This window comes from Salinivibrio kushneri (assembly GCF_005280275.1).
GTDB classification, from domain to species: Bacteria; Pseudomonadota; Gammaproteobacteria; order Enterobacterales; family Vibrionaceae; genus Salinivibrio; species Salinivibrio kushneri.
The window spans coordinates 564448-585128 of the sequence record NZ_CP040021.1 but is presented as its reverse complement, the minus strand read 5'-3'; the positions used below and the strand labels follow the sequence as shown (position 1 = coordinate 585128).

Below are 20681 nucleotides of genomic sequence, written 5' to 3'. Positions count from 1 at the left end.
ACCGCAACTTTACCCTTTGCCGTACGATCACGTATTCTACCTACCCTTTTCAATGTTCCATTTTGCAGGTCTAGTCGTGACAGTACAAGCGCTCGAAAAGCACACCCCGATGATGCAACAGTACCTCAAACTCAAAGCGCAGCACCCTGAAGAGCTGCTGTTCTACCGCATGGGGGATTTTTACGAACTCTTTTACGACGATGCCAAACGCGCCTCTCAGCTTTTGGATATATCACTGACTAAGCGCGGCAGCTCAGGCGGTGAGCCGATCCCCATGGCGGGTGTGCCCTTTCATGCCGTGGAGGGATATTTAGCGAAGTTAGTGCAATTGGGCGAGCCGGTGGCGATTTGTGAGCAAATTGGCGATCCGGCCACCAGTAAAGGCCCGGTTGAGCGCCAGGTGGTGCGAATCGTCACCCCCGGCACAGTATCCGATGAAGCGCTGCTTAGCGAGCGGGTTGATAACTTGGTTGCCGCACTGACTTGTGATAACGAGCAGTTTGGCTTCGCCACCTTAGATATTACCTCGGGGCGATTTGTGCTGACCGAGCCTGCTACCTACGAGCAAATGCAAGCCGAGCTGCAACGCACGCAACCGGCTGAGCTGCTTTATCCAGAAGACTTTCCCTACCCTGATTTACTCGCAGCGAGCCGCGGCGCAAGGCGCCGACCGATTTGGGAATTCGATCTCGACACCGCTCGCAGTCAACTGACCAGTCAATTTGGCACCCGCGATTTAGTCGGCTTTGGCGTGGAAGACTGCGTGCTGGGGCTCAGTGCCGCCGGCTGTGTATTACAATACGCCAAAGAAACCCAGCGCACTGCGCTTCCCCATATTCGTGCCATCATCAAAGATCAGCAAGACACCTCTGTGGTGTTGGATGCCGCGACACGACGTAATTTAGAGATCACCCAAAACCTCGCTGGCGGCACCGACAACACCCTGGCTGACGTTTTGGATCGTACGACAACGCCAATGGGCAGTCGCTTACTGAAACGCTGGCTCCATCAACCCCTGCGCGACCCTCAAGTGCTCAACCAACGTTTGGATGCGATCGGCGCGCTGCTTGATAGTGGCCTATACACCGAGTTAAGCGCCGCACTCAAACCGGTTGGCGACATCGAGCGCGTACTGGCTCGCTTGGCGATGCGCTCTGCTCGCCCCCGCGATATGGCAAGGCTGCGCACCGCATTGGCGCAGCTGCCTGAGATACAGACGCTGCTCACCGAGCTAGATCACCGTGCGTTTTGCGATTACCAAACGGCCACCACACCGATGCCAGAGCTGCAAGATTTGCTCACCCGCGCGGTGGTCGAGAACCCGCCGGTAGTGATCCGTGATGGCGGCGTGATTGCGCCAGGGTACAGCGCGGAACTGGATGAATGGCGTGACTTATCTGAAGGCGCATCACGCTACTTAGAAGAACTCGAAACCCGCGAGCGCGAGCAATATGGCATCGATACCCTGAAGGTGGGTTATAACCAGGTGCACGGCTTTTACATTCAAATCAGCCGCGCGCAAAGTGACCGAGTACCTGCACATTATATCCGCCGGCAAACGCTTAAAAATGCAGAGCGTTACATTATCCCCGAACTAAAAGAGCACGAAGATAAGGTCTTAAGCTCTCGGTCCAACGCATTAGCGTTAGAGAAGCGGCTGTGGGAAGAGTTATTTGATTTATTGCTGCCACATTTGGCTCAACTGCAACATGCTTCTGAGGCATTGTCTGGCCTTGATGTGCTGTGCAACCTTGCTGAACGCGCTGAGACGCTCAATTATCATCGCCCAGTGCTTACCGACAAACCGGGCATCGATATCGAAGCGGGCCGCCATCCAGTGGTAGAGCAAGTCATGAGTGACCCCTTTATCCCTAACCCCATCGCCTTAAGCCCTGCGCGGCGGATGTTGATCATTACCGGGCCGAATATGGGGGGTAAATCCACGTATATGCGCCAGACGGCATTGATCACCTTGCTGAGCCATATTGGTGCGTATGTGCCCGCTGATCGCGCGACTATTGGGCCTGTTGATCGGATTTTTACCCGTATCGGCGCCTCTGACGATCTCGCTTCCGGCCGCTCAACCTTTATGGTGGAAATGACGGAAACCGCCAATATTCTCCATAACGCGACGGCAAACAGCTTGGTGTTAATGGACGAAATTGGCCGCGGCACCAGTACCTACGATGGTTTGTCTTTAGCATGGGCCAGTGCGGAATGGCTGGCAGAGAAAATTCATGCAATGACCTTGTTTGCCACCCATTATTTCGAACTCACCGAACTGCCAGGGCAAATGGAAGGTTTGGTGAATGTGCACCTTGATGCCATGGAGCATGGCGATGACATTGCGTTTATGCACGCTGTGCAGGAAGGCGCAGCCAGTAAGTCTTATGGCCTAGCCGTCGCGAGCCTCGCGGGGGTTCCCAAGCCGGTAATACGGCGTGCTAAGCATAAACTGGCACAATTAGAGCAAAGCGGCCAACATACCATTCATGCTGAACAAACGGTCGGTGATCCAGCGCCCGCTCAGCTCGCCTTACTGCCTGAGCCTAGCGAACTGGATAACGCGGTCGATGCCTTAAACCCCGATGAGATGACCCCACGGCAAGCCTTAGACGCCCTCTATGCGCTCAAGGCGTTACAGCAATCTCGCTAATCGACCACGCCATCATCCTGTGAGCGTCATGCCAGCTTCGCTGGGCAAACAAAAAGGGACAGCCATCGCTGTCCCTTCATTAATATCTATAACTGTGATTCTCGCTCTATGACTGATGCGACATTAACAGGCTGATTATTGCTCTACGTTAAAGAGCGATTCGATGCTCAGCCCTTGATGCGTCAGCATGTCGCGCAGGCGGCGTAACCCTTCCACCTGGATTTGACGTACCCGCTCTCGGGTTAGGCCAATCTCACGTCCCACATCTTCCAGCGTTGATGCTTCATGACCGAGAAGCCCGAAACGCCGTGACAATACTTCGCGTTGTTTTGGGTTAAGCTCTTGTAGCCACTGGACAATCGACTTTTTCATGTCATCGTCTTGTGTGGTGTACTCTGGGCCGTCTTGCTTCTCATCTGGAATGATGTCTAACAAGGCTTTTTTCCGAATCACCACCAATGGGGTTATCCACGGAGCCAATACGCTCGTTGAGACGAAGCATCCGATTCACATCTTCTACCGGCTTATCTAGCTGCGCCGCGATGTCTTCAGCGGTCGGTTCATGGTCAAGCTTTTGTGCCAGCTCACGCGCGGTACGCAGGTACACGTTCAGCTCTTTGACGACGTGAATCGGCAGACGAATGGTGCGCGTTTGGTTCATGATGGCACGTTCAATGGTTTGACGAATCCACCAGGTTGCGTAGGTTGAAAAGCGGAAGCCGCGTTCAGGGTCAAACTTCTCCACCGCACGAATCAAGCCAAGATTTCCTTCTTCAACCAAATCGAGCAGCGCTAAACCACGATTAGAATAGCGACGTGAAATTTTCACCACCAAGCGAAGGTTACTCTCAATCATACGCTTGCGAGCAACCTCGTCACCACGCAACGCTCGGCGCGCATAGAGCACTTCTTCTTCAGCGGTAAGCAGCGGTGAAAAGCCAATTTCGCTGAGGTAGAGTTGGGTGGCATCAGAGGCCTTTGAAGTGGCCGCTTGTTGCTGTACTGCCTCTTCGACTTCTTCGAGCACCTCGTCAGCTTGTGCTTCCACGGTGTCGAATTCAACGTCTTGGTTCAAGCCGTCCAGTTTCTTTGCGGTATTTGTTTGGCTCATAGCGCCTCCCTAATGACGTAGCAGCTAAGCAGAACTCATTTCTGCTTATACCGGCCCCGTCACATTGGTGGCTGCGGCGATATCACCTTGGTTACCCTGTGCTACCGCTTTGGCAGATAATGTAACGGATTGACCGATTTTCCTTTGTAGCGAATTTCAAAATGCAACCGAACACTGTTTGCACCAGAACTGCCCATGGAAGCTATTTTCTGCCCCTTTTTGACAGCTTGGCCTTCTGAAACATAAAACGAATCGTTGTGCGCGTACGCACTTAGATAATCATCATTGTGTTTCACTATTATTAACTTACCGTAACCTCGAAGTGCGCTTCCGGCGTAAACGACTTTTCCATCTGCCGCTGCCTGAATGCCCTGTCCTCGTTGTCCAGCAATATCTATGCCCTTATTGCCTCGCTCTGTGCTAGAAAATCGGGACACCATTCGGCCTCTGGATGGCCATTGCCAGCTGATCTGTTGGTTAGATGCGCTAGCGGTCCGCTTGTTAACAGCTTGTTTACTTTTATCTTTAGGTTGACTGTACCTCGACGATGACCCCGATTCAACGCTTTTTGTGCGTTCACTCGCGGTTTTTGACTTCTTTTTTTCCTCGAATTTGCTAGATTTAGCGCTTTTTCTAGAAGAAGATGCTACCACGCTCGCGCTTGCAGCTGACGCCGTGGCAGAGGCCACATTTGTCGCGCCTGATGTGGATTGAGCCACGTCAGGACGTTGATAGGCGGGCTTCCACAGCGCCAGTGTCTGCCCGGGATAAATGGTATAGGGGGGCTGTAGATTATTGTGTTCGATGATGTCGTCGATATCACGATCCGTGATATAAGCGATATAGTAGAGGGTATCGCCCTTCTTAACTTCGTAATAGCTGCCGCGATAGCTGCCTCTATCGACGCTGGTATAGTCGGGTGTCACGCTGGATACCGGCGCCGGCCCTCGCCAAGAGCAACCAGATATAACCACTAGCAGTGAAAGAAAAAGCGCGATTTTCATCTGTTTTTAAACACAGCTCCATCTCTGAGACAGTTTATGCCAGCTCACCTGCCACCAGGGGAACAAACTTAACCGATTCAACCGTCTCGGTGTGAAAAGTGGTGCCTTGGCGAGTGACCCGCATCAATGTTTGCTCATCATCACCAATCGGAATCAAGATCACGCCGCCGTCATTAAGCTGATCGCACAACGCATCGGGCACGTGCGCCGCGGCTGCCGTTACCATGATCGCATCATAGGGGCCCTTCGACGGCCACCCTTGCCAACCATCTCCATGTTTTGTCGAGACATTATAAATATCTAGCTGCTTTAAGCGCCGTTTGGCTAGCATTTGTAGTGGCTTGATCCGCTCGACAGAATAAACATGATCCACCAAGTTAGCGAGGACCGCCGTTTGATAACCGGATCCGGTGCCAATTTCCAAAATGCGACTATCGCGTCGCAAATTGAGCAATGATGTCATCTTAGCCACGATATAAGGTTGTGAAATAGTTTGTCCCCACCCAATGGGTAACGCATTGTTTCCATAAGCTTGGTGGGTCATGGCTTCAGAGACAAATAAATGCCGAGGCACAGCCTGCATGGCGTTTAGCACATGGGTGTCAGTCACACCTTGTTGCTGCAAAAATTGAATAAGTGATTGCGCTTGACTCAACGTCTGCTTCCTTTATCACTGAGTATAAGTCTATTGAAACGGCCGCCGCCTCAATGCGGCTCACCAACGATGGCGTATCTGCCGCCTACTCGCTTAACCATTGTGAAAACACGCCCAGGGTATCATGCGCGGTTAAGTCTACCTGCAGTGGTGTTATAGAAACGTATTGCGCCGCAATGGCGTGAAAATCGGTTCCTGGTCCTGCATCTTGGGTTTGACCGGGCGCCCCCACCCAGTATATCGGTTTACCCCGTGGATCGCTTTGCTTTATCACATCTTCGGCGTGATGACGGGCGCCAAGGCGTGTCACCTTCCACCCCTCTAGGCTATCGATTGGCACATCGGGCACATTAATATTAATGAGGCGATGACTGGGCGCGGCATGGCGCTGGTTCTTAGCTAAGAATTGTTTCACGACGTGCGCAGCTGTCTCAAAGTGTTGGTGACCACATAGTGAGACCGCAATAGCTGGCGCGCCCAGGAAAAAGCCCTCTGTCGCCGCGGCCACTGTCCCCGAGTAAAGCACATCATCACCGAGGTTAGCACCATGGTTAATCCCAGTGATCACAAAGTCAGGCTCCCAGGGCACCAATTGCCTTAGCGCCAAATGCACCGAGTCTGTGGGGGTCCCCTGAACCGCATAACGCTGCGGTGCGAGTTCGCGCACGCGCAAGGGGTTTTCTAATGTGAGTGAATTTGACGCGCCTGAGCAGTTGCGATCAGGCGCGGCCACCACCACATCTGCAATGGTCGATAACGCCTCGGTCAAGGTTTGGATCCCTTGGGCGTGATAACCGTCGTCGTTACTAATCAATATTCGCATTGTGCTCTCCTTGTGGGGTCGCGACGACTAACTCTCGCATCACCGCGGTGGCAAATGCGCCCGCGGGTAAAAAGAAACGCACGGTTAAGGTGTCAGCATCGTGTGTCCAGGTCATCGCTTGCGGCAGTAAACACAGCACACGACGGTCATGACGCATGCGATTATCACGGATCACGCCTAATAGCTCAGGCTCTTTGTCGACCACCGCTTGCTCAAAGTGCTGTGCCTGCCCCTCGGTGGGTAACGCATTGTCGCCCGTTAACGGGCCGGTAATGCCAGGCTGATGACGGCCTTCTTGCTCAACCAAGTAGGTTTGCTGTTGTTCATCGAGACATAGGTCGCCGCTCAGAGTAGAGGCAAAGACGCCCGCTTCTATCCGTGCAGACACCACCTGATTAAACAGCAGCGACCGGGCTGCTGAGAGATAAAAGCTGCGCTTGCTCTTGTCACGGACTTTTATTTCTCCACGCCCCCAGGCGCGCGCCATCTCGACATTATTGCCATCACGACCAAACCGCTGCGCACCAAAGTAATTGGGCACGCCCTGCTTTGCGATAGCCTCTAGCCGCGGCACTAAAGCCTGTGGCGACGCCAGATCACGAATACAGAGCGTGAACTGATTGCCGGTCAGATCGCCAGGGCGCAATTTATGCTGATGGCGGGCTGTCCCTTCAATGCTCACAACGCCTGGGTGGTTTTCGACGAACGCCGCTAAGTCCGGATCCGCTTTGCCTGGCAGGTGAACACTGAACCACTGCTCAGTCACGGCGTGACGATCTTTAAGGCCCGCCCAGCTCACTTGTCGGGAGCTAACCCCACAGGCTTTTGCCAGCTCATTGGCCACGTATTTGGTATTTTCACCACGCTTTTTAATCCGCACTAAAAAGTGCTCGCCTTGACCTGATGGGGTGAAACCTAGGGACTCCGAGACAATAAAATCGTCCGGTGACGCTTTTAAGGTGCCTGGCTGTGTTGGTTGGCCATGTAAGTAAGCCAAGGGCGCGAGTAAGTCTGTCATACGGCCTCTTTGTTTAATAGCACCACCGCCTCACAGGCAATGCCCTCTTTGCGTCCGGTAAAGCCCAAACGCTCAGAGGTGGTGGCTTTGACGTTAACCGCATCTACCGTCACACACAAATCACTGGCGATGGCTTCACGCATGGCGTCGATATGTGGGCCCATTTTCGGCGCTTGGGCGATAATAGTGATATCAGCGTTACCTAATTGATACCCTTTTCGGCGTACTTTGCTGTATACATCGCGAAGAAGCACACGGCTGTCGGCACCTTTCCATTCGTCACTGGTGTCGGGAAAATGTTGACCGATATCGCCCGCCGCTATCGCGCCCAGCAGGGCATCACACAGTGCATGAAGCGCCACATCACCGTCTGAGTGCGCGACCAAACCTTGCGCATAAGGGACACTGACCCCGCCGATAATGACAGGGCCGTCTCCGCCAAATTTGTGTACATCGAACCCATGTCCAATTCGAATCATGATTTGCCTTCTTGTTGTGAAAGGTAAAACTCGGCCAGCCACTTATCCTCGGGATGAGTGACTTTAATGTTACTGGCACTGGCAGGGACCAATACCGGCTTCCCTCCGAGGGCTTCAACGGCAGACGCCTCATCCGTCACTTGTTCACCGGCTTTCGCGAGGGCGTCTATAAGCAAGTGAGTTAAAAACATTTGCGGGGTCAATGCATGCCAAAGCGCCGCTCGCTCAACCGTATGCGCCACCTGTCCTTGCGCGTCTGCACGCTTCATGGTGTCTCTAACCGGCGCGGCGAGCAAAGCGCCATCGGGGTGAGATTGCGCCTGTTTAATCAAGGCATCGATATCGGCATGCGACACGCAAGGGCGTGCGGCATCATGCACCATCACCCATTGCGTATTGACCACGTCGAGTCCAGCTTGCACCGACGCGGCACGCGTTGCTCCACCCAAGACAACACGCACATTTGGACGCTCACTCAAGCGAGTGTCCGCAAAGTAGCGATCGTCCGCACCAATGGCGATGATCACGTCGGCCACGGCAGGGTGAGAGAGCAAACGCTCAACGGTATGCTCAATCAGCATTTTGCCGGCGAGAGGGAGGTATTGTTTCGGGCAGCTAGCTTGCATCCTGCTGCCGACACCTGCGGCAGGGACCACGGCGCTTATTCCGGGTTGTAAAGCGGTGTTGTGCTGCAAAGGGGGTTGTTCGACCACAAGTTATCTTCTTTGGTTGTACCGCCAGCAACGGCTGTCAGTTACTGGGATTTATCGACTAATCGGAAAAAGGTCTCGTCCGGCTTTATCATGCCCAGCTCATTGCGGGCGCGCTCTTCAATCGCTTCTTGCCCACGCTTCAAATCGGCAATTTCTGCGTACATTTGCTGGTTACGCTTAACGAGTTTTTGGTTGGCTTGTTGCTGTACGGCGACATTGGCTTCAATTTGCCAATAGTCTGTCACGCCATTTTTACCCAGCCACAGTTCATACTGCAGCCACACCAGCGTGAGAAACAGTGCAACCGATAGCAGCCTCATACCTGTACTCCTTCCAATATCGGCTCAGGGTATTCACACCCTGATTGACTAACCGCATAGGCTAGCGGATCCGCTGGCTGGTGTCATGGTTTTCCTAAATGAAAAAAGCCGCCCCGTTAAACGGGACGGCTTTTTGGTAAAAAGTGCTTACGTGCCGATTATTGGCCTTTCACTTCTTTTAGACCATTAAATGGTGCTTTTTCACCCAGCGCGTCTTCAATGCGGATGAGCTGGTTGTACTTAGCCACACGATCAGAACGGCTCATCGAACCGGTTTTGATTTGGCCTGCAGCCGTACCAACCGCCAAGTCAGCGATGGTGGCGTCTTCAGTTTCACCTGAACGGTGAGAGATCACGGCTGTGTAGCCTGCGTCTTTCGCCATCTTGATCGCCGCCAGCGTTTCGGTCAGAGAACCGATTTGGTTGAATTTGATCAAGATAGAGTTCGCAACCCCTTTGTCGATACCTTCTTTAAGGATCTTGGTGTTGGTTACAAACAGATCATCACCGACGAGCTGGAGTTTGTCACCCAGCAGTTCAGTTTGGTGCTTAAAGCCGTCCCAGTCAGACTCGTCGAGGCCATCTTCGATAGACACGATTGGGTATTCTTCAGCCAGTTTCGCCAAGTAGTGGTTAAACTCTTCTGAAGAGAAGGTTTTACCTTCACCCTTCATGTTGTAGATGCCTTGCTCTTTGTCATAGAACTCAGACGCCGCACAGTCCATCGCGAGGGTGATATCTTTACCTAGCTCGTAGCCTGCTTGCTCGACCGCTTCTTTAATCGCGGCCAGTGCAGCGGCGTTTGAATCTAGGTTCGGTGCAAAACCACCTTCGTCACCTACGGCAGTGCTTAGGCCTTTGGCCTTCAGTACTTTTGCGAGGTTATGGAATACTTCCGCACCGATGCGCAGTGCTTCTTTCAGGGTTTTCGCACCCACAGGCTGGATCATGAACTCTTGGATATCAACGTTGTTATCCGCGTGCTCACCACCGTTAAGGATGTTCATCATTGGCAGAGGCATTGAGAACTGACCGGCTGTGCCGTTGAGTTCAGCAATGTGCTCAAACAAAGGCATGCCTTTCGCCGCCGCGGCTGCTTTCGCGTTAGCCAGAGACACCGCCAAGATAGCGTTGGCACCGAATTTAGATTTGTTGTCAGTGCCGTCGAGATCGATCATCACTTGGTCGATATCGGCTTGGGCTTTCGCATCTTTGCCTTGTAGGGCTTCGGCGATTGGACCGTTAACCGCTTCAATCGCTTTTAGAACGCCTTTACCCATGAAACGTGACTTGTCACCATCACGCAGTTCTAGCGCTTCGCGAGAACCCGTTGATGCACCTGAAGGTGCTGCCGCCATACCGACGAAGCCACCTTCTAGATGGACTTCTGCTTCAACGGTTGGGTTACCGCGTGAATCAATGATTTCACGGCCTAGAACTTTAACGATCTTAGACATTGTGATTCCTCTCGTCTGTCATTGTTTTTAAAAATAAAAGCGGCTGCCCATTTTCAGGCGACCGCTCGAATCTCGTTTATAGCTCACCGCGCTGTTTTTTGCCTGCCGCCGCAACGAATCCGGCAAACAGTGGGTGGCCATCACGTGGTGTCGACGTGAACTCTGGGTGGAACTGGCACGCAACAAACCAAGGGTGCTCAGGGTTTTCAATGATTTCCACCAGCTTTTTATCCGCAGACAGGCCTGAGATTGACAGCCCCGCTTTTTCTAGCTGCGGACGCAATAAGTTGTTGACTTCATAACGGTGGCGATGACGCTCGTGGATTTGCGTGTTGCCATAAAGCTGATGGGCTTTAGAGCCTTCGGCAAGGTGGCAAAGTTGAGCACCAAGGCGCATGGTACCGCCAAGATCAGAGGTTTCACTGCGCTCTTCCACTTTCCCTTCTTCATCGACCCACTCAGTGATCAGTCCCACCACCGGGTATTTGCTCTCTTTGTTAAACTCAGTCGAGTTTGCCCCTTCCATCCCCGCGACATTACGCGCGTATTCAATCAGAGCGACTTGCATACCGAGGCAGATACCCAAGTAAGGCAGTTTGTTTTCACGGGCATATTGTGCTGCCAGGATTTTACCTTCCACACCTCGGTCACCAAATCCACCGGGTACCAAAATAGCATCCAAGTCTTGCAGCATTTCTGAGCCGCGTGTTTCAAGATCTTGCGAGTCTACATACTTGATGTTGACGGTGAGACGGTTTTTCAACCCACCGTGTTTCAAGGCTTCGTTGACGGACTTATACGCATCCGGCAGCTCGATGTATTTACCCACCATACCAATGGTCACTTCGCCCATAGGGTTGGCTTCTTCGTAGCTCACTTGCTCCCACTCTGACAGGTCAGCTTCCGCCGCTTCAATGCCAAAACGGTTACAAACCAGATCATCCAGGCCTTGAGAGCGAATAAGTGATGGGATTTTGTAGATAGAATCTACGTCTTTCATGGTGATCACGGCTTTTTCTGCCACATTACAGAACAGCGCAATTTTCGCGCGCTCATTAGCCGGGATCGGACGCTCACTACGGCATACCAGCACATCAGGCTGGATACCAATTGAGAGTAGTTCTTTTACCGAATGCTGAGTTGGCTTGGTTTTCACTTCACCTGCTGCCGCCAGATAAGGCACCAGAGTCAGGTGCATAAACATCGCACGCTCGCGGCCAACGTCCACCGTCAGCTGGCGAATCGCTTCCAAAAATGGCAGCGACTCTATATCACCGACGGTACCGCCGATTTCCACAATCGCAATATCGTGACCTTCACCACCGGCGATGATGCGGTCTTTGATTGAATTGGTGATGTGCGGAATCACCTGAATGGTGGCTCCCAGGTAATCTCCACGGCGCTCTTTGCGCAGCACATCCGCATACACACGACCAGAGGTAAAGTTATTACGCTTGGTCATTTTGGTGCGAATAAAGCGCTCATAGTGACCGAGGTCAAGGTCGGTCTCTGCGCCGTCTTCCGTGACGAATACTTCTCCGTGCTGGGTAGGGCTCATTGTCCCTGGATCCACGTTAATATAAGGGTCGAGTTTCATGATGGTGACATTGAGGCCACGCGCTTCAAGAATGGCTGCTAATGAGGCTGCAGCAATACCCTTACCGAGGGAGGATACAACACCGCCCGTAACAAAAATGTAGTTCGTCGTCATGCTAAACCTGAGAGTTGGATTTAGAGGAAATTAATGAAGTTCTGGACGGGATATTATGATACCAGACCCCACTGACTCCCACAATGTGAAAGCTACCATACACCCTGGTGTTTTTAATTGTCACAAATCAATTATGCCAATTACAGGGTATTTACTTACTCGCCTTTTTGACGGCCTGCCATGCCGATTCTAGTTCATCTAGCTGACATTGTTGAATATTTTTTTCATTATCACGTAAGTGCTTTTCAACACCACGAAAGCGAGCTTCAAACTTTTGGTTGGCACGGCGCAACGCGTGCTCGGCATCCGTCCCCAGATGGCGCGCCAAATTCACCACCGCGAATAACAAATCCCCGACTTCTTCATCCACACGCGCCTGATCAACAGAGGCTTGCGCCAGTTCTTGCTCAACCTCTGCAATCTCTTCCTGCACTTTATCTATCACAGGAGCCACCGTCGGCCAATCAAAGCCCACTCGTGCACAACGCTTTTGCAATTTGTGCGCTCTTGTTAAAGCGGGTAGTCCTTGAGTCACCCCATCCAGCACACTTTGCGGTTGCATAGAGGCTGCGCTCTCGGCGCGCTCTTGCGCTTTGATGCCTTCCCAGTCTGCAGCCATTAAGGGCTGTCCCTGCGGATCTTTGGGGCCAAAAACATGAGGGTGACGACGGATGAGTTTGTCACAAATGCCACGCACCACATCCTCAAAATCAAATTGGTTTTTTTCCCGCCCCAATTGACTGTAGAACACAATTTGAAAAAGTAAGTCACCTAGCTCATCTTTTAGGTCTGACCAGTTTTCACGCTCAATCGCATCCGCGACTTCATAGGCTTCTTCTAAGGTATGAGGCACGATGGTGTCAGCAGTCTGCGCCCTATCCCACTCACAGCCGTTGTCTGGATCACGTAAGGTGGTCATGATGGTCAGTAATTGCTCGATGGCTGCCATGAAAGAGTTCCTTCTAAAAAAACGCCCTGTCGAGACAGGGCGAGAAATAATTAGCGAAGACGTTTAGCCTCAACCACGTCTTTCACTTGTTCAAGCCGATTAACCACGCGGCTCAGGGTGTCGAGATCGGAGATTTCTAAATCAAAATCCATGATAGACATTTGCTTTTTGTAATCCACGCGACTTTGCATGCCCGCTACGCGTGCTTTCTCATTGCTCAACACGGTATTAATATCTTTCACCAATCCGGTGCGCTCATTGGCAGATAAGCGGATACGCACATGGTATTGGCCAATGTGCCCTTTGCCCCAAACCGTGGCAATAATGCGCTCGGGCGCGTGGTGACTCAGTTCGTTGAGTTGCTCACAGTCAGCGCGGTGCACAGAAATGCCTCGCCCTTGAGTAACAAAACCTTTGATCTCATCACCCGGTAGTGGCTGACAACAACGCGCCAAGTGAGTCATGAGGTTATCGACCCCTTCAACCACCACTGCATCACGGTGTGCCTTGCCCGTATTCGGCTTTTGCTCGCTTTGTTGTAGTTTTTCTAATAGCTGCTGCTCTTCTTCTTCCAAACTTGGCTTGTTAATCAGGCCATTGATATGGTTAACCACCTGATTAATACGCAAATCACCGCTACCTATCCCAGCGTACAATTCATCTAAGGTATTCACGTTAAAGCGTTTTAGCGCCAAGTTTGCATCTTTACTGGTACCGCCAATCTTTTGCAGCTCGGTATCCAAGATCTCTTTACCCGCGGCAATGTTCTTGTCTTTATCTTGTTTGCGGAACCAGGCATTAATTTTGGCACGTGCCCGGCTGGAATTCACAAAGCCGTGGCTGGGATTTAGCCAATCTCGCGAGGGGTTGGGCTCTTTTTGGGTAATGATCTCTACCTGATCGCCCATTTGAAGGTGATAGGTGAACGGAACAATACGCCCTTCCACTTTGGCACCGATACACCGATGCCCGACCTCGGAGTGAATATGGTAAGCAAAATCCAACGGCGTGGCGCCGCTGGGCAAGTCCACCACATCACCGCGCGGAGTAAAGGCATAGACGCGATCGTCAAACACTTGGCTGCGCAATTCATCGAGCATTTCCCCCGAGTCTGACATTTCTTCTTGCCATGCCAACAGTTTACGCAGCCAGGTAATTTTCTCGTCGTACCCACTGCGACCACTGGCCGCCCCTTCTTTGTACTTCCAGTGTGCCGCAACCCCAAGCTCTGCATCATCGTGCATTTGCTTGGTGCGGATTTGAATTTCTACCGGTTTACCTTCCGGCCCTAACACCACGGTATGGATGGATTGATAACCATTCGGTTTCGGATTAGCGACGTAGTCATCAAACTCTTTGGGTAGATGGCGGAATTTGGTGTGCACCGCCCCCAATGCGGCGTAACAGTCTTGTAACTCTTCAGCGATGATGCGTACTGCACGCACGTCAAACAACTCGTCAAATTGCAGGTTCTTTTTCTGCATTTTGCGCCAAATACTGTAAATGTGTTTAGGGCGGCCATAGACTTGCGCATTAATGTTGGACGCTTCCATCGCCTGCTGCAGATCGTCGACAAAATCAGTGATGTAGTGTTCACGATCAATCCGCCTTTCCGCGAGTTGCTTGGCGATTTGTTTGTAGGTTTGCGCATGCTGGTAACGGAACGCGTAGTCTTCCAACTCCCACTTTAATTGGCCAATCCCTAACCGGTTGGCTAGCGGGGCGTAGATGTTCGCACTTTCTTTTGCCGCTTGTTGGCGAACCGATTCCGAGGCATCTTTCACCTCACGCAAGTAACAGATACGCTCCGCCAGTTTTATTACCACGCAGCGAAAATCTTCCACCATCGACAACAGCATACGCCTAACATTGTCGACCTGAGACGAGGTAGCTTCTGTCTCGGTTTGGGTGTTTAAGTGACGGATAGCGGCCGTCTGTTGCACCCCTTCAATCAGGGAAACGATCGACGTCGAATAGGTGTCAGCAAGGGTCTCTAGGCTGACGAGCTTGGCTTCCACCACGGGAAAGAACAGGGCAGCCAACAAGGTATCGGCATCCATGCTTAAGGTGACGAGAATTTCGATCATCTCTCGGCCACGCCACAATGGTTGGCTAAGATCTGACTCCTCCTCGCTCAATGCTCGGCAGTATTGGTAAGCATCCACCAGCGCTTGGGTGGTCGATGCGTCTTGCCCTAACCGCTTTACCCAAGTGCTGAGTTCAAACGCTTCGTTTTCATGTAGGTGGGCTTCTCGTACCGCAACCATAACCGTTCCTATCCTTATCTCTCAAACTGACCAGAGAGGCGTATCCGTATCGATCGGCCACAAGGGCCACGCTTATTGATGCCTATTTTTTCTTTACCGGCATAAACAAGGCCATCGACTCCATGTGTCCTGTTTGTGGAAACATATCCAACATACCCAGCTTCACTAACTGATAGCCGTTATCGAGCAGTACACGTGCATCACGTGCCAACGTGGCTGGATTACAAGACACATAAACAATATGTGAAGCATTAGATTGTGCCACAAAGTCTATGACACCAGCAGCCCCTGCGCGTGCCGGATCGAGTAAGATTTTGGTAAAATCCTGTTGCACCCACTCACCCATCAGCTGGTCGCTGTTTAAATCGGCTTGATAAAAAGAGGCGTTATCACACTGGTTGGCCGCTGCGTTATCCGCCGCTTGATTAACCATCGCCTGTACGCCTTCAACGCCAACCACTTGGTTAACATGCTGAGCCATCGGCACACTAAAGTTACCCAAGCCACAAAAAAGATCCAACACGCGATCGTCTTGCTCCAGTGCTAACCACTCGCGTGCCTGCGCCACCATTTGTTGATTGACCCTAGCGTTCACCTGAATAAAGTCACTGGGGGCAAATGCCAATTGGCAACCAGCCACTTGATAGTAGGGGGCTGGCCCCGTCAAACGCTCGGCATCCCTATCACCTTGGTGCAAATACAGTGTGCAATCTTGTGCCTGCGCCCATTCCATTAAGGTATGGCGGTCATCACTGTGTAAAACCTTGGTGGTGCGTAGCGACACCACACGCGTATTATCGGCTTCGATAAGATCCAAATGGCCTAAAATTCGGCGACCACGCAAGCTATCTAAACAGGCGCGTAATCCAGCCAAGATGTGATTTAATGGCTCGCTTAACACCGGGCAATGACTGACATCGATAATGGCGCTGCGCTGACGCGCACGAAAGCCCATTGCCAATGCGCCTTTTTTATCAACTTGTAAGCTGATACGCGCACGACGGCGATAATGCCACGGCGCATCCTCTATCGGCGTTGACAGCGTGATCTCATCACCGGCAAATTTTTGCATTAATTCATTCAGCGCTTGCTGCTTGTGCGCCACCTGCCCTTGATGACTCAAGTGCTGCAGGCTGCAACCGCCACATTGCTGATAGAGCGGGCAACCAGGCTCCACGCGCTGCGCCGCATGGCTATCCAACTTAATAAGCTGACCGCGCGCATATTGGCGCTTTTGCTCGGTCAATTGCACCAGGGCTTGCTCGCCGGGCAAGGTGCCTGGGACAAAAACAGGCTTTTTCTGCCAAAAACCGACGCCGTCACCATGATGATCCAGGCGTTTTATCGTCAGTAGTTGATGCTTTTGCTCAACCTTTTTCTTTTTCTCGGGCTTAAAAAAGCGCGCCATGATTTATTCCAGTGTTAAAAGCTTGTCATCAAGCCAGTCAAGAGATCCTGCCAGTGGGAGTTGTGATAGTTCGCTGACTATTTTGTGATTGAATCATGTACACTGGCGGCTAAATGTCGTGATTATTTTCCCATAGTTTATCTAGCATGACCAAATATGGCCTCCGCACCCGTGTCTCCGTTCTGACCATCGCTCCGACCCTCATTGTCGGCTTACTGCTGAGTGCGTTTTTTACCAGCACCCGCTACCAAGACCTCGAGCAACAACTCACTGTCACCGGCTCTGCGATCATTGAGCCGCTGGCGATTGCCAGTGAAGTGGGGTTAAAAAATGATAGTCGTGAAAATGTGCGTCGGTTGATTGGCTTTGCTCACCGCCAACACTCGCAATTTGTGCGCAGTATTGCGGTGTTCGATCGTCGCAATGAGCTGTTTGTCACCTCGAACTATCATCGCGATCTGGCCATGCTCTCGGTTGACAGTGGCCAACCCATCCCCACACAACTGCAGATAAGCCAACAGCAGGATACCTTGATTCTGCGCGCCCCCATTTTGGAGATTGGTCGGTTTACCCCCGGGCTCAATGTTGAGCGCCCGCTGGGCTATATAGCCATGGAGCTGGATTTAAGTTCGGTGCGGTTAAAGCAATACCAAGAGATGATCACTGCACTGGTGATGGTTGCTTTAGGCGGGATATTGTCGTGCTTTTTTGCCTATCGCTTAATTGCGGATGTCACCCACCCGATTGGTAACATGGTGACCTTGGTCGATAGAATTCGGCGCGGCCATCTTGATGTCCGGATTGAAGGTGAGCTACTCGGTGAGTTGGATACCTTGAAAAACGGCATTAATGCGATGGCGATTTCGTTGTCAGAGTACCACTTAGAAATGCAGCAAAGCATTGACCAAGCAACCTGTGATCTGCGCGAAACCCTCGAACAGCTAGAAATTCAAAACGTTGAACTCGATATCGCCAAGAAAAATGCGCAAGAAGCGGCGCGGGTAAAATCAGAATTTTTGGCCAACATGTCTCACGAGCTGCGTACCCCTCTAAACGGGGTGATTGGCTTTACCCGTCAAATGCTCAAAACTGAGCTCAGCAGCAGCCAGCGTGACTACTTGCTCACCATTGAAAAGTCGGCCAACAACCTACTCACCATCATCAATGACATCCTTGATTTCTCTAAGTTAGAAGCAGGTAAATTGCTGCTGGAAAATATTCCCTTTGATGTTCAGGACATGCTTGATGAAGTGATGCGCCTGCTTGCGCCAATGGCACACGAGAAAGGGTTAGAACTTACCCTACGCACCGATGCGCGCATTCCCACCGGAGCTGTGGGCGATCCACTCCGTATTCAACAAGTACTGATAAACCTGATTGGGAATGCCGCCAAGTTTACTGAACGCGGCAATATTGATGTCAGTGTCGATCTCAAGCAACTTCACGATGAAACTGTCGAATTACAGCTCATGGTGAAAGATACCGGTATTGGCATTTCCGAACGCCAGCAAGCACAGCTTTTCCAAGCCTTTAGGCAGGCGGACGCCAGTATCTCACGCCGCTATGGGGGAACCGGCCTTGGCCTGGTGATCACACAGAAGCTGGTCCAGCAAATGGGCGGCGATATTGGCTTTACCAGTCGTCTACACCAAGGCTCAAGTTTCTGGTTTACCCTGCAGCTCACCCAAACCGATTTGCCAGTGTCACAGCCGCTTGACATTGAACCCTTGGTGGGGCGCGACATCGTGATCGTTGAGCCGAATGCGCGTACCCGCGAGATTTTGCGTAAGCGACTGACGCAAGTGGGGCTGAATGTGGACACCGCATCTGGCACCAATGTGCTGACAGACCGTCATTATCACTTTGCCCTGCTCTGTTTCGACGCGGGAAGCATGCCGGATCTGGATGCGATGCAACAAGCGGTACAGGTCTGCGAGCAGCAAGCACAATCCGTGGTGGTGTGTTTGCCTACCACGGAACTAGAAGCCTCTGAGCATCTCTTAAAAGCCGGGGTAAGCGCTTGTATTGCCAAACCTATTCCACAACGTAAGCTGTTGGAGGCATTAATCGGCTCGCCTGACGCCACGCCGCTTCCTCTGCCCAAACCCAGTGCATCACAAAAAGCGCCCTATACGGTGATGACCGTCGATGATAACCCAGCCAACTTAAAGCTGATCACTGCCTTGCTCGCCGAACGGGTCGAGAAGGTGATCACCGCAGAAGATGGAGTCAAAGCGGTCGCGCTTGCCCACCAGCAAGCGTTTGACATTATTTTGATGGACATCCAGATGCCAGAAATGGACGGTGTCACCGCCAGCCAAGAAATTCGTAAAGCGGGATTCAATCAACAAACACCGATTATTGCCGTCACCGCCCACGCGATGCCCGGAGAGCGTGAGCGACTGCTCGAGGCGGGAATGGATGATTATCTTACCAAGCCGATTGAAGAAGCCATGCTGGAGACTACCCTCGCACGCTGGCTGCACCTTGATGACGCGGCTTCTCAAGCGCAGAGCGTGCCATCTCCAAGTCCTTCAGCGAGCCAAGACCAAAGTGCACGACACCTAGATTGGCAACGGGCACTGCATCAAGCAGCAGGGAAAACCGACTTGGCCAAAGAAATGCTCGCCATGCTGCTTGCCTCGTTTGAGTCGGTAAACGAGGCGGTTGAGCAAGCATTGGCGGGAGAGTTAGAGACGGATCCGTTATGGCACGCTATTCACAAGCTCCATGGGAGTTGCGCGTATAGCGGTGTCCCGCAGCTAAAAAGCTTATGTCATGAGCTAGAGACTCAATTAAAAGCCGGGGCGGATATTGCCACCATTAAGCCAGAGCTGTTAGAGCTGCAAGATGAAATTGCGCACATTGAGCAGTTAGCACCACAATACTTGGATGCCTCACAAAACGACTAAAAAAGGATGGCAGTGGGCCCGGAAAGGCCCACCTCAACACACCCAAAGTCACACCGCGTGAAGTGTCACCTTATAGGCAGTAAGATTATGCGCGCTCTAACACCACATGCGCGATAGCATACGCTTTTTCATCGGATAGCGTCAGCCAGTAATGTGCGATACCACGCGCCTGCGCCAGTTCCGCCGCGCGGCCCGAAAAGTGCAATGCCGGCTGGCCCGAAGCCTGATTGGTAATGGTAAAATCGTGAAATGTCACGCCGTTAGCAATACCGGTGCCCAGCGCCTTGGCAGCGGCTTCTTTGGCGGCAAAGCGCTTAGCCAGGAAACGGCCGGGCGCGTGATGGCACGCCAGATTGGCTTGCTCAGGCTCGGTCAAGATCCTGGCGGCAAAACGTGGTTGACGCGCGAGCACTCTCTCAACACGCGCAATCTCAACGATGTCTGTGCCAATCCCTGCTATCGCCATTTATCGACGCGCCGCTTCCATGATCGCTTTCATGTCCGCGACGGCTTTTTGCAAACCATCAAACATGGCACGGCCAATGATGGCGTGACCGATATTCAGTTCATGCATTTCTGGCATCGCCGCAATCGGGGTGACATTATGGTAGGTTAAGCCATGACCGGCATTCACTTTGATCCCCAAATCGACCGCATAACTGGCGGCCGCGGAAATTTTCTTCAGCTCGGCTTGGCGATCATTGTCGGTCGCAGCATCGGCATAATGCCCCGTGTGTAGTTCAATAAACGGCGCTCCACACTGGTGAGCGGCTTCAATTTGCTTACGGTCAGCATCGATAAATAAAGACACTTTAATCCCTGCGTCCGTCAATGTTTGGGTCGCCGCTTTGACTTTATCCAGCTGGCCCGCAACATCGAGCCCACCTTCGGTGGTCAGCTCTTCACGTTTTTCAGGCACCAAACAAACAAATTCTGGCTGGGTCTCCAACGCTATCTCGACCATTTCATCGGTGACCGCCATTTCCAAGTTCATCCGGGTTTGCAAGGTTTCTTTGAGCAAACGAACATCACGATCAGTGATGTGGCGGCGATCTTCACGCAAGTGAACCGTGATCCCGGCCGCACCTGCACGCTCTGCCAACTCAGCAGCATGAACCGGATCCGGATACGCGGTGCCACGCGCATTGCGCACGGTCGCGATGTGGTCAATGTTCACACCCAAGTAGATTTTATCCAT

16 protein-coding genes and 1 pseudogene are annotated in these 20681 nt (G+C 52.1%); 2 read left to right on the top strand and 15 right to left on the bottom strand.

Annotated elements, in window-relative coordinates; all coding sequences use genetic code 11:
• The first annotated feature begins 52 nt into the window (after positions 1–52).
• Entirely contained in the window at positions 53–2656 is a 2604-nt protein-coding gene (gene mutS / locus FCN78_RS02830; RefSeq protein ID WP_412458339.1) for a DNA mismatch repair protein MutS, read from the top strand.
• Between the two features lie 135 nt (positions 2657–2791).
• Here the strand turns inward: mutS and rpoS are convergent.
• The 13 genes and pseudogenes from rpoS to rlmD all read right to left on the bottom strand — a co-directional run bounded on the left by rpoS (position 2792) and on the right by rlmD (position 16571).
• Positions 2792–3767, bottom strand: a pseudogene (gene rpoS / locus FCN78_RS02825) (RNA polymerase sigma factor RpoS).
• Between the two features lie 101 nt (positions 3768–3868).
• Complete coding sequence (locus tag FCN78_RS02820; RefSeq protein ID WP_077659095.1) at positions 3869–4771, bottom strand: peptidoglycan DD-metalloendopeptidase family protein; 903 nt, start codon at positions 4769–4771, stop codon at positions 3869–3871.
• Between the two features lie 34 nt (positions 4772–4805).
• Positions 4806–5426, bottom strand: a complete 621-nt coding sequence (locus tag FCN78_RS02815) for a protein-L-isoaspartate(D-aspartate) O-methyltransferase (RefSeq protein WP_069363468.1) — start codon at positions 5424–5426, stop codon at positions 4806–4808.
• Positions 5427–5511: 85 nt separating this feature from the next.
• On the bottom strand, positions 5512–6249 hold the full coding sequence (gene surE / locus FCN78_RS02810; protein ID WP_069363467.1) for a 5'/3'-nucleotidase SurE: 738 nt from the start codon (positions 6247–6249) through the stop codon (positions 5512–5514).
• Positions 6233–7267 carry a tRNA pseudouridine(13) synthase TruD gene (gene truD, locus FCN78_RS02805; protein ID WP_077649176.1) on the bottom strand — a complete coding sequence of 345 codons (1035 nt, stop codon included), beginning with the start codon at positions 7265–7267 and terminating at the stop codon, positions 6233–6235. The genes surE and truD overlap by 17 nt, the downstream gene beginning before the upstream one ends.
• A complete protein-coding gene (gene ispF / locus FCN78_RS02800) occupies positions 7264–7746 on the bottom strand; it encodes a 2-C-methyl-D-erythritol 2,4-cyclodiphosphate synthase (RefSeq protein ID WP_069363465.1) in 483 nt (160 codons plus the stop codon). The genes truD and ispF overlap by 4 nt, the downstream gene beginning before the upstream one ends.
• On the bottom strand, positions 7743–8411 hold the full coding sequence (gene ispD / locus FCN78_RS02795) for a 2-C-methyl-D-erythritol 4-phosphate cytidylyltransferase (RefSeq protein WP_077520998.1): 669 nt from the start codon (positions 8409–8411) through the stop codon (positions 7743–7745). Before ispD ends, ispF begins: the two co-directional genes overlap by 4 nt.
• 89 nt (positions 8412–8500) lie before the next feature.
• On the bottom strand, positions 8501–8779 hold the full coding sequence (ftsB, locus tag FCN78_RS02790; RefSeq protein ID WP_046074097.1) for a cell division protein FtsB: 279 nt from the start codon (positions 8777–8779) through the stop codon (positions 8501–8503).
• Between the two features lie 158 nt (positions 8780–8937).
• Complete coding sequence (gene eno / locus FCN78_RS02785; RefSeq protein WP_069363463.1) at positions 8938–10236, bottom strand: phosphopyruvate hydratase; 1299 nt, start codon at positions 10234–10236, stop codon at positions 8938–8940.
• A gap of 76 nt (positions 10237–10312) precedes the next feature.
• A complete protein-coding gene (locus FCN78_RS02780) occupies positions 10313–11947 on the bottom strand; it encodes a CTP synthase (RefSeq protein ID WP_077520742.1) in 1635 nt (544 codons plus the stop codon).
• Positions 11948–12098: 151 nt separating this feature from the next.
• A complete protein-coding gene (gene mazG / locus FCN78_RS02775) occupies positions 12099–12896 on the bottom strand; it encodes a nucleoside triphosphate pyrophosphohydrolase (protein WP_077659094.1) in 798 nt (265 codons plus the stop codon).
• A gap of 50 nt (positions 12897–12946) precedes the next feature.
• Positions 12947–15163 carry a GTP diphosphokinase gene (gene relA, locus FCN78_RS02770; protein WP_069363460.1) on the bottom strand — a complete coding sequence of 739 codons (2217 nt, stop codon included), beginning with the start codon at positions 15161–15163 and terminating at the stop codon, positions 12947–12949.
• A gap of 82 nt (positions 15164–15245) precedes the next feature.
• Positions 15246–16571 carry a 23S rRNA (uracil(1939)-C(5))-methyltransferase RlmD gene (rlmD, locus tag FCN78_RS02765; RefSeq protein ID WP_069363459.1) on the bottom strand — a complete coding sequence of 442 codons (1326 nt, stop codon included), beginning with the start codon at positions 16569–16571 and terminating at the stop codon, positions 15246–15248.
• Positions 16572–16717: 146 nt separating this feature from the next.
• Between rlmD and barA the strand changes: the two genes are divergently transcribed.
• Entirely contained in the window at positions 16718–19483 is a 2766-nt protein-coding gene (barA, locus tag FCN78_RS02760; protein ID WP_077659093.1) for a two-component sensor histidine kinase BarA, read from the top strand.
• Positions 19484–19568: 85 nt separating this feature from the next.
• On the opposite strand, the gene acpS is transcribed toward barA, so the two are convergent.
• Together acpS and pdxJ are read right to left on the bottom strand one after the other, a co-directional pair.
• The gene (gene acpS / locus FCN78_RS02755; protein WP_077659092.1) at positions 19569–19949 is read right to left on the bottom strand and encodes a holo-ACP synthase; all 381 of its coding nucleotides are present in this window, start codon (positions 19947–19949) and stop codon (positions 19569–19571) included.
• The gene (gene pdxJ / locus FCN78_RS02750; RefSeq protein ID WP_069363456.1) at positions 19950–20681 is read right to left on the bottom strand and encodes a pyridoxine 5'-phosphate synthase; all 732 of its coding nucleotides are present in this window, start codon (positions 20679–20681) and stop codon (positions 19950–19952) included.

What these genes read in the sequence shown, in the direction of transcription:
- mazG (WP_077659094.1), bottom strand. Translation starts at nt 12,896, where the DNA reads ATGGCAGCCATCGAGCAATTACTGACCATCATGACCACCTTACGTGAT.
- ispF (WP_069363465.1), bottom strand. Translation starts at nt 7,746, where the DNA reads ATGATTCGAATTGGACATGGGTTCGATGTACACAAATTTGGCGGAGAC.
- truD (WP_077649176.1), bottom strand. Translation starts at nt 7,267, where the DNA reads ATGACAGACTTACTCGCGCCCTTGGCTTACTTACATGGCCAACCAACA.
- barA (WP_077659093.1), top strand. Translation starts at nt 16,718, where the DNA reads ATGACCAAATATGGCCTCCGCACCCGTGTCTCCGTTCTGACCATCGCT.
- surE (WP_069363467.1), bottom strand. Translation starts at nt 6,249, where the DNA reads ATGCGAATATTGATTAGTAACGACGACGGTTATCACGCCCAAGGGATC.
- relA (WP_069363460.1), bottom strand. Translation starts at nt 15,163, where the DNA reads ATGGTTGCGGTACGAGAAGCCCACCTACATGAAAACGAAGCGTTTGAA.
- mutS (WP_412458339.1), top strand. Translation starts at nt 53, where the DNA reads ATGTTCCATTTTGCAGGTCTAGTCGTGACAGTACAAGCGCTCGAAAAG.
- ftsB (WP_046074097.1), bottom strand. Translation starts at nt 8,779, where the DNA reads ATGAGGCTGCTATCGGTTGCACTGTTTCTCACGCTGGTGTGGCTGCAG.
- eno (WP_069363463.1), bottom strand. Translation starts at nt 10,236, where the DNA reads ATGTCTAAGATCGTTAAAGTTCTAGGCCGTGAAATCATTGATTCACGC.
- FCN78_RS02820 (WP_077659095.1), bottom strand. Translation starts at nt 4,771, where the DNA reads ATGAAAATCGCGCTTTTTCTTTCACTGCTAGTGGTTATATCTGGTTGC.
- rlmD (WP_069363459.1), bottom strand. Translation starts at nt 16,571, where the DNA reads ATGGCGCGCTTTTTTAAGCCCGAGAAAAAGAAAAAGGTTGAGCAAAAG.
- pdxJ (WP_069363456.1), bottom strand. Translation starts at nt 20,681, where the DNA reads ATGGATAAAATCTACTTGGGTGTGAACATTGACCACATCGCGACCGTG.
- FCN78_RS02780 (WP_077520742.1), bottom strand. Translation starts at nt 11,947, where the DNA reads ATGACGACGAACTACATTTTTGTTACGGGCGGTGTTGTATCCTCCCTC.
- acpS (WP_077659092.1), bottom strand. Translation starts at nt 19,949, where the DNA reads ATGGCGATAGCAGGGATTGGCACAGACATCGTTGAGATTGCGCGTGTT.